Annotated in this window: 7 protein-coding genes; all 7 read right to left on the bottom strand. The window is 41.1% G+C overall.

The annotated features are described in order from the left end of the window. Nucleotides 1-357: 357 nt before the first annotated feature. The 7 genes from Q0I54_RS08920 to Q0I54_RS08890 all read right to left on the bottom strand — a co-directional run bounded on the left by Q0I54_RS08920 (nt 358) and on the right by Q0I54_RS08890 (nt 7,018). Nucleotides 358-933 carry a zf-HC2 domain-containing protein gene (locus tag Q0I54_RS08920; RefSeq protein ID WP_296118093.1) on the bottom strand — a complete coding sequence of 192 codons (576 nt, stop codon included), beginning with the start codon at nt 931-933 and terminating at the stop codon, nt 358-360. Then, a complete protein-coding gene (locus Q0I54_RS08915) occupies nt 926-1,405 on the bottom strand; it encodes an RNA polymerase sigma factor (protein ID WP_296118091.1) in 480 nt (159 codons plus the stop codon). The genes Q0I54_RS08920 and Q0I54_RS08915 overlap by 8 nt, the downstream gene beginning before the upstream one ends. Further along, the gene (locus Q0I54_RS08910) at nt 1,393-2,487 is read right to left on the bottom strand and encodes a hypothetical protein (protein WP_296118089.1); all 1,095 of its coding nucleotides are present in this window, start codon (nt 2,485-2,487) and stop codon (nt 1,393-1,395) included. Before Q0I54_RS08910 ends, Q0I54_RS08915 begins: the two co-directional genes overlap by 13 nt. Further along, entirely contained in the window at nt 2,468-3,841 is a 1,374-nt protein-coding gene (locus tag Q0I54_RS08905) for a hypothetical protein (RefSeq protein WP_296118088.1), read from the bottom strand. The genes Q0I54_RS08910 and Q0I54_RS08905 overlap by 20 nt, the downstream gene beginning before the upstream one ends. After that, nucleotides 3,838-4,941 carry an extracellular solute-binding protein gene (locus Q0I54_RS08900; RefSeq protein WP_296118087.1) on the bottom strand — a complete coding sequence of 368 codons (1,104 nt, stop codon included), beginning with the start codon at nt 4,939-4,941 and terminating at the stop codon, nt 3,838-3,840. The genes Q0I54_RS08905 and Q0I54_RS08900 overlap by 4 nt, the downstream gene beginning before the upstream one ends. Nucleotides 4,942-5,337: 396 nt before the next feature. After that, a complete protein-coding gene (locus Q0I54_RS08895) occupies nt 5,338-6,534 on the bottom strand; it encodes a hypothetical protein (RefSeq protein WP_296118085.1) in 1,197 nt (398 codons plus the stop codon). Beyond that, on the bottom strand, nt 6,521-7,018 hold the full coding sequence (locus tag Q0I54_RS08890; RefSeq protein WP_296118083.1) for an RNA polymerase sigma factor: 498 nt from the start codon (nt 7,016-7,018) through the stop codon (nt 6,521-6,523). Before Q0I54_RS08890 ends, Q0I54_RS08895 begins: the two co-directional genes overlap by 14 nt. Nucleotides 7,019-7,228 lie beyond the last annotated feature (210 nt).

Genomic DNA, 7,228 nt, shown 5'->3' with positions numbered 1-7,228 from the left:
GAAAAGCTCAATAGATGAACTTTTCGCCTTGTATTATCATAGAAGAATCTTATTTACAGACTTTTCTTCATAGTCTCCAAATTGCAGAGGGCAAACGCCCTCTGCAATATTCCACTAAAAATCCGTATCCAGAGCATCAAGAAATTTGTGTTGATTGAAATTTCCAATCCATCCAAAGAAATGAAAATGCGGAAACTACCGAAGGATTTTTGAAAGCCCGCCGGAACATTCCCTAACAGGCTTGTTCCCCTCCCTACTGTCAGATACCTGTGAATCGTTGTATTTCTCCTGCTAACACAAATGGGATATCCGTTGACTACATAGCAATATTTGTATATAGTCTTGTTATCAAACACCTTATCGTTCCCATAAAACGGTTTCACTCCCATCTGGATTACGAAAAATCACTTTATTAATTTTCCCATTTTTCAAGGATTCCGAATATCGATAAGTCTGTCCACTTTTTTTATTAGACTGTTTTTCTGCAAAACTATATTTACCGTTCAAAAAAATAGTATTTTCATCTACATCACATTTCAATCGAACCATCGACGTATCAATGTAAACCGCATCATTTATTTCAGAAACGATAACGTTCAATCCAGCATCTTCATAACTAGCATGAAACAAAGGTGCAAAACTTATAATCCCTATCGCGATTACAAAAGAAATAACTACCGCCGCGATTACAGTGACACGTTTCATTATTTTATTCTCGACTTTGTGCAAAATCTGTTGAAAGGCCTGTTCTTCCTTCTCCGGCTGACGCACTTCCTTCACAATCGTATCATCCGTATAATCATAAAAAAGCTTTCTGCATTTTTCACACTCCGCGATATGCGTCTCAACCAGTTCCCGGCTCTCCGCGCTGCACATATGTTCAATATAAAGCGGCATCAAATCCTGTATTACATTACAGCTCATCCTATTCATATCCATCCTCCTTCAATCTGTCACTGATTTTCTGCTTTGCCCGGTAATAAGTAACACCTGCCCAACTCGGCGATTTACCAAACAATTCAGCAATTTCCACCAGTGCAATCTCTCCAAACACATGCAGATAAAATACTTCCCTATATGGTTCCGGCAATTCATGCAGAACCTTCAACACATTTTTTGCAGTATCTTTTTCCTCGAGTTTATGTACAAAATCATTTTCCGTATATCCCTGTTCCGACGGTTCCTGCCTGTTCTTCTTTCTCAGATGCGAATAGTACAGATTTTTCGCAATCTGACAGAGCCAGGTTTCCACCTTGCAGTCACCCCGGAATGATTTTTCATGCAGAATCGCCTGGACAAAAGTATCCTGAACAATATCTTCTGTCAGTTCTTTATTTCCACAAAGCGAAAACACATATCCGAACATGATTTTATAATACCTGGATAAGTTTTCTATCTCTTCCATTCACATTCCTCCCCATGTGGATAAAACATCTTCAAATTACACAATATTAGCTCTATTACAGGAAATATCAAAAGTACAAATGCACTTCTTATCTTTTCAAACTCCCAAAAGGTTTTCGGACAAATAATAAAAAAATAAAATGCATCACGTTTTTCCCGGATCAGTTCCACCCAGAATTGGCGGTCTGCAATCCCTGAAATATAATCAGCCGGCAGATAAAAACTCTTTACCAGCACAATAACTATGATTGCAAAAGCAATTACCAATACTGTAAAAACCATACCATTCTTTCTGATTTGTTTCCATAGCACAGATATCCATTTCTTCCAGCCATCTTTAAATAATTGCTTCGATCCCCGCCTACAGTACCTTAATGAAATATTATAAATCCGTCTGCCCAACATCAGTAAGATCACAACCTGAACTCCAAAAACAAATGCCTTTAACAGAAAGATCATAAACTGCCAGTCAATCAGCACACCATTCCCCCACAACGCGGTAAACTGTTCCGTAAGGTAGCCGACACTTTTTCCTTCCGTATTTTCAATCGTGACAAAACCGAATTCTGCTTCACTGTCCGCTGCTGTTTCACAGACCATTACCTTTTTCCCGGTCTCTATATTCCCAATGACCTGATATTCCCGTTCCTGCCACATTACGGTCAGTCCGGCAACATCTGTTGTCCCAAAAAGCTCATAAGCCAGTCCGTCGCTGACCAGACATTTTGTGCTGTCCCGGTAATCCAGCCATACAGCACTATCAAATAAAATCCCTGAATTTCCACATAGTTCAAGGACGTCCACATCCGATAATTCTGTTTCCACTTCCTTTGCGCGTACTGTCTGCATCACATCCTGACACCACCATACAAAATGCTGCCCGGAAATCTGATTTTCTCCCTTTTCCACGAAATCATATGCCTGCCCTGCCGCTTCCATTTCCTGAAGCCGGATCTGGATCGTTTCATCCGGAGCATAAAATACCTTTAACTCCGACACAATGACCATGCAGCACAATGACAGGAATAGAAGCATTATAACACTCCCAAAAGCAGAATTCAGCTTATGTTTCGTTTTTTTCACAGTTAACCCTCCTGTCTTCAGATATTTGTCTGTCCGAATCTATGATTACAGGAGTCTGAAGTGAAATACGCTCTATGGCCACATTCACATCATCCATATCTAATACTTCCACTTCCTGAGCTGCTGCACGTGTTTCCGTCCCCATGACCGTCTCTGTTTCTTCCGCAATATACACGAAATATTTTCCACCGCTTTTGTAATGCAGTGCTTCCCGCGGGATCAAAAACGGATAATACTCTGATTCATTTAATATCTGTACACCAACATTATCACCGATCTTCACATCCAGCCCGGACACATCTACCAGAACATTCCACGCTCCGGTATCTGCATTCTTTTCAACCGACAGGACTTCACAGTCACCTGCCGTTTCCGCATCCTGCTCTTTATATACCTGCACCTGTTCCCCCGCCGATAGATACTGCTTTTCAGTATCTGATATTGTAACCTCTACACTCATTCCGCCATCCATTCTTGTCACAATAACATCTGCATCTCCCGTTGTATCATTGCCGACACTTATATTTACTTCCTTTATATACCCGCTGCATTCCGCACATTTTTTTCCGTCCTGCCCAAGCATTCCCTCAAGGGATTTCTTTTTTTCTTCTGTCTGCATCCTTGTAATTTTCAACTGTTCCGCAGTCGTGGAGCTGGCAGACCGTATCGATGCACTTTCTACCTGTGACCTGGCATCCGATACAGCCACTTCCATTTCACTTACAGCATCTTCGTATGCCTTTTGCGCCTCCGCAATCTCTTCTGCCGTCGCGTCCGCTGCCCCTTTACGGGCATTGACCGTACCTGCCCCATCCACTTTTGCCGCCTCTGTGGCAGATTCTGAGATTTGGTTCAATGCCACTGTCCAGAGGATGACGTAATATCCAAGATTTTTCCATACATACACCAGCACAAGAATGTACATCGCATATTTACATTCCATCCAGTGCATGGGCGCACCACCGATTTTTGAGCAGATGCCATTTAAAATACCATGAACATCAAAAAACAGATTCCATAAAAAGACCACTGCACCAGCAGGAACTGCAAACGGGATCAACAGCCCTTTCTTGACGATCCTGTTCACGATACTGTTTTTCAGGAGTATACGCGCCACAAAAAGGGACAGCAGAAGCAAAACCAGAATGCTGACCACCAGAAAGAAGCATGTATTCTTCATTGCCATCCAAAATGCCTGATTCCCCAACACATCCCGATAATTTTTCATTCCCATCCATGTTCCCGTAGCTGATGAGAAAAAAGATTTTCGAAAAAGTATGAGAAATGCCCACAGATAAAAGATCAGGATTCCAGCCAGACTGATCCACAAAAAGCGCCATGCCCTCTTTTTCATTGTCCATTCTCCATCCGATAAATACTGATCTTTTGTCCGGCCGCTGCCACTGCTTCCGTTCGGGTCATTTTCCCAAGCAGATAATCCTGATACGGCTCCAATATAAAATCAACAAACAATTCATAATTGCAGATCGGTGTATTTACTTCTTCAATAAGATCCGTTACACTTTTTACCTGTGCCTCCGTCGGAGTGATCATATCTCCACCAAGGTCTTTCCCGCTGCTGTCTGTATACATTGTCGTGCTGATCTTGGGATTACTGATATTTTCTTCCATAACATTACGGTTAACAGACCAGGAAAAACTGTCACTGTTTTCCTGTGCCTCATCCGTACACGCATAATTCAGGAAATCCATGGCGGCACTCAAATTTTTAGAACCGCATTTTTTCACGATTTCATCCAGGAACTCATAAAATTCCTCTATTGACTTTTCATCCATATCTCCACTGTTTATTTTTTCGGCATAAACCCGACACCATAACGTGATCATTGCCGTATTTGATCCTGCCGGCAGTTTCAGATCATTTTCTTCCAATAAAGTTCCCAGTTCTGAAACTGATACCGAAGCTTTTAGCATCTCCCCTGCAGTTGTGCCATTCTGGTCGACTGCCAAATCTGACTTTGTATATGTACCCGTCAGTGAAAAACGTAATGGAATCTGCAGGATGGTATCATTTTTTTCATATGCGCCCAGAATATTCTCATAACAGTCCTCTTTGTGTGCTTGTACAATACCACTTAAATCTACAAGCATATCCTCATATCCATCCGAACTGAACCCATCAAAACAGATCAGATCCGGTCCATCCCCATTCAGCATGGAAGTATTCAGATTTTTTAATATTTCCGTCTGTGTCAAGTCAGAATTTTGATTTTTTCCATCATCAAAAGTGATTTTTACCCCTTCATTTTTCATTTCATATGCAGATGCAATCTGTTTTAATGCACTATTTTTTTCAAGTACAAATATCGTGATCTCATCCGCATTCTGCTTCACCTCATCAACAGATCCCGTATCATATGTTCCTTTTTCCCCGCATCCAATAAGTGACAGACACATCGTAAATGCCAGTGTCACCACAAAACCTTTTTTCATTATAAAATCCCTCCGTAAAGCGGACATTCGCAATCCGCTTTTGCTACTTGCTCATGAACGCAGTCGCTTTGCGACCTGTCAGTGGGAGCTGTTAACTCCCACTGACATAAGCATCCCCCTTACCTACCGCTTAGTGCTCTACGCACTTGAAGCGGGGGAATGCTTATTCTGCGTTCAAATTCGTTTTCTTGATAATAAGACGCATCAAAATACAAATCATTACAACATTTTTAATTTTTTAGTGTCATGGATAACGGTTACGGAAAGTTTCGGGAATTATAGATATATACGTTGATTTGAACTGGAAGAAAACTTAACGCTTATTCGACGCAAAAAAGTGACAGAAGTTTTTTATCTCCTGCCACTTTTTGTTGTATTTTCATATGATACTTTTCACTACTTTACGTCTGCTATTATCTGTTCCAGGCTTCTCAATGCCCCCTGCTCTTTTTCATCTGACAAGTAGCTGTCTAACTCGTCCTTTGAAAATTGCCGAACCTGATAGAAATACTGCTGTGCGCAGCTATAACTTATAACACAGGCATCTGCATCCGTCACAAAGATATAATTTACGATTCCTGTTCCAAGCATCTGCTTTTCATCCCGCATATATTCGATCTGTTTTGCAGTCCACACAGCATTTTCTCCCATATATGCATGCGCTATCTTCTCTGCATCCAAAGAAAGTCCCTGGTACTGTGCTGCATCTTCCGCTATTTCTTTGGAATAATTTGAACCAGTGTCTTTTTCCGCTGAAACAGTCTTTATTTCTCCATTCTGCAGATTTACGGATACCATATAGGAAATACCTGCCGCTTCATCCCGATAAGTGATATGATCTGTTGTAAATGTCTCTCCATTTCCGTCTAATGCCTGATCATGTTCTGTTTCGACCGCAAGTATATCCGTATCAATCCCATATAAATGTTCCAACAAAGTAGATGCTTTTTCCAACGCTTCCTCTTGGGAAATTTCTGTCACATCATCTATTGAAGCATTGGTTACCTCTGCATCTTTTTGTCCCTGTGCTGTCACACTGTAATCCCGCTTTGCATAAAAATCAATCAATTCCAACATCTGCTCATCATTCAATGCTTTCTCTGGCAGGTAAAAGGTACTGTCCTGAGCAAAAAAACAAATCTGATTTGATACAATTTCAGATTTATCCGAAATCTGCAAAATACTTCCTTCCGGGAACAGGCCTTCTGTCTCATATTTTTCTGCCAGTTCGTTCAAGCGCTTCTGCTCCTTTTCGGATAATTCTCTGGAAAATGTGTCTGCATCTGCTTTGGCTGCATCTTTCCATAAAGATTCCTGCTCTTTTTCCGACGTCTGCGCTACACGCTGTTTTGCATAATTCATTCCCGCACGTACACCACCTGCACCACATACTCCGATGCATAACACAATACACGCTGCCGCTGCCATTTTCTTTTTTCGCTGTTTTTTCACATTCGTATTCATTTGCACTTCATCTTCACAACAATTTCTGATCTGATTCTTTACCATAATCTGGTAATCTTCCGGCAGAATCACCGGATGCGCTTTCACATACTTCCGGATTTTTCGATCCATTTGCTCATCTGATAACATGTCCGCTCTCCTTTCCGTTCTCCATCCATTTTGCCAGTTGTTTTCTCCCGGCAGAGAGTCTGGTCTTTGTCGTTCCTTCCGGAATGTTCAACATCGCACTGATCTCCCTCACCGATAAACCATCATAATAATAGAGAACCATGATAACCCGCACATTTTCCGGCAGTTCCAGAATCGCTGACCATAAATGGTCTTCCGCTGTTTCTGGTTCCTGCTCGTATTGTTCCGGATCAGCAAAAAGAACAACTTTCTGTCGTTTCGTGATTGCCGAACGGGATACATTGATCAGAATCTTCATCAACCAGGATCTTGCACTTGTACGTTTCCTGAGACTTGTCCGGTTTTCAAATGCACGCACGATACATTCACTCACTGCATCCTGAGCATCTGCCTGATTTTTCAGTATAGAATAAGCCAGCACATACATTTCCTTTTGATTTTCCAAGATCAGCTTTGATAATTCTTCTTTATTCATTACACTCATATAAGTTTGTCCACCAATTCTCTATCATTTTCCGTTACATATATAAGACAGTTGAAACCTGCAAATGGTTTTCTAAAATTCATATCAAGTCGAATATGCATGTTATCTGCATCTTTTTATACAGAAAAATTTCAGAGAGCAAAACCCTCTGCAATAATCAATCGTTTTTCTTAATCCCAATGGTATACATAGGATTTGCTCACCCATCTA

The organism is uncultured Eubacterium sp., assembly GCF_934295145.1.
In the GTDB taxonomy this organism is placed as follows: Bacteria; Bacillota; Clostridia; order Lachnospirales; family Lachnospiraceae; genus Eubacterium_I.
This window is presented reverse-complemented; position numbering and strand designations above follow the sequence as displayed.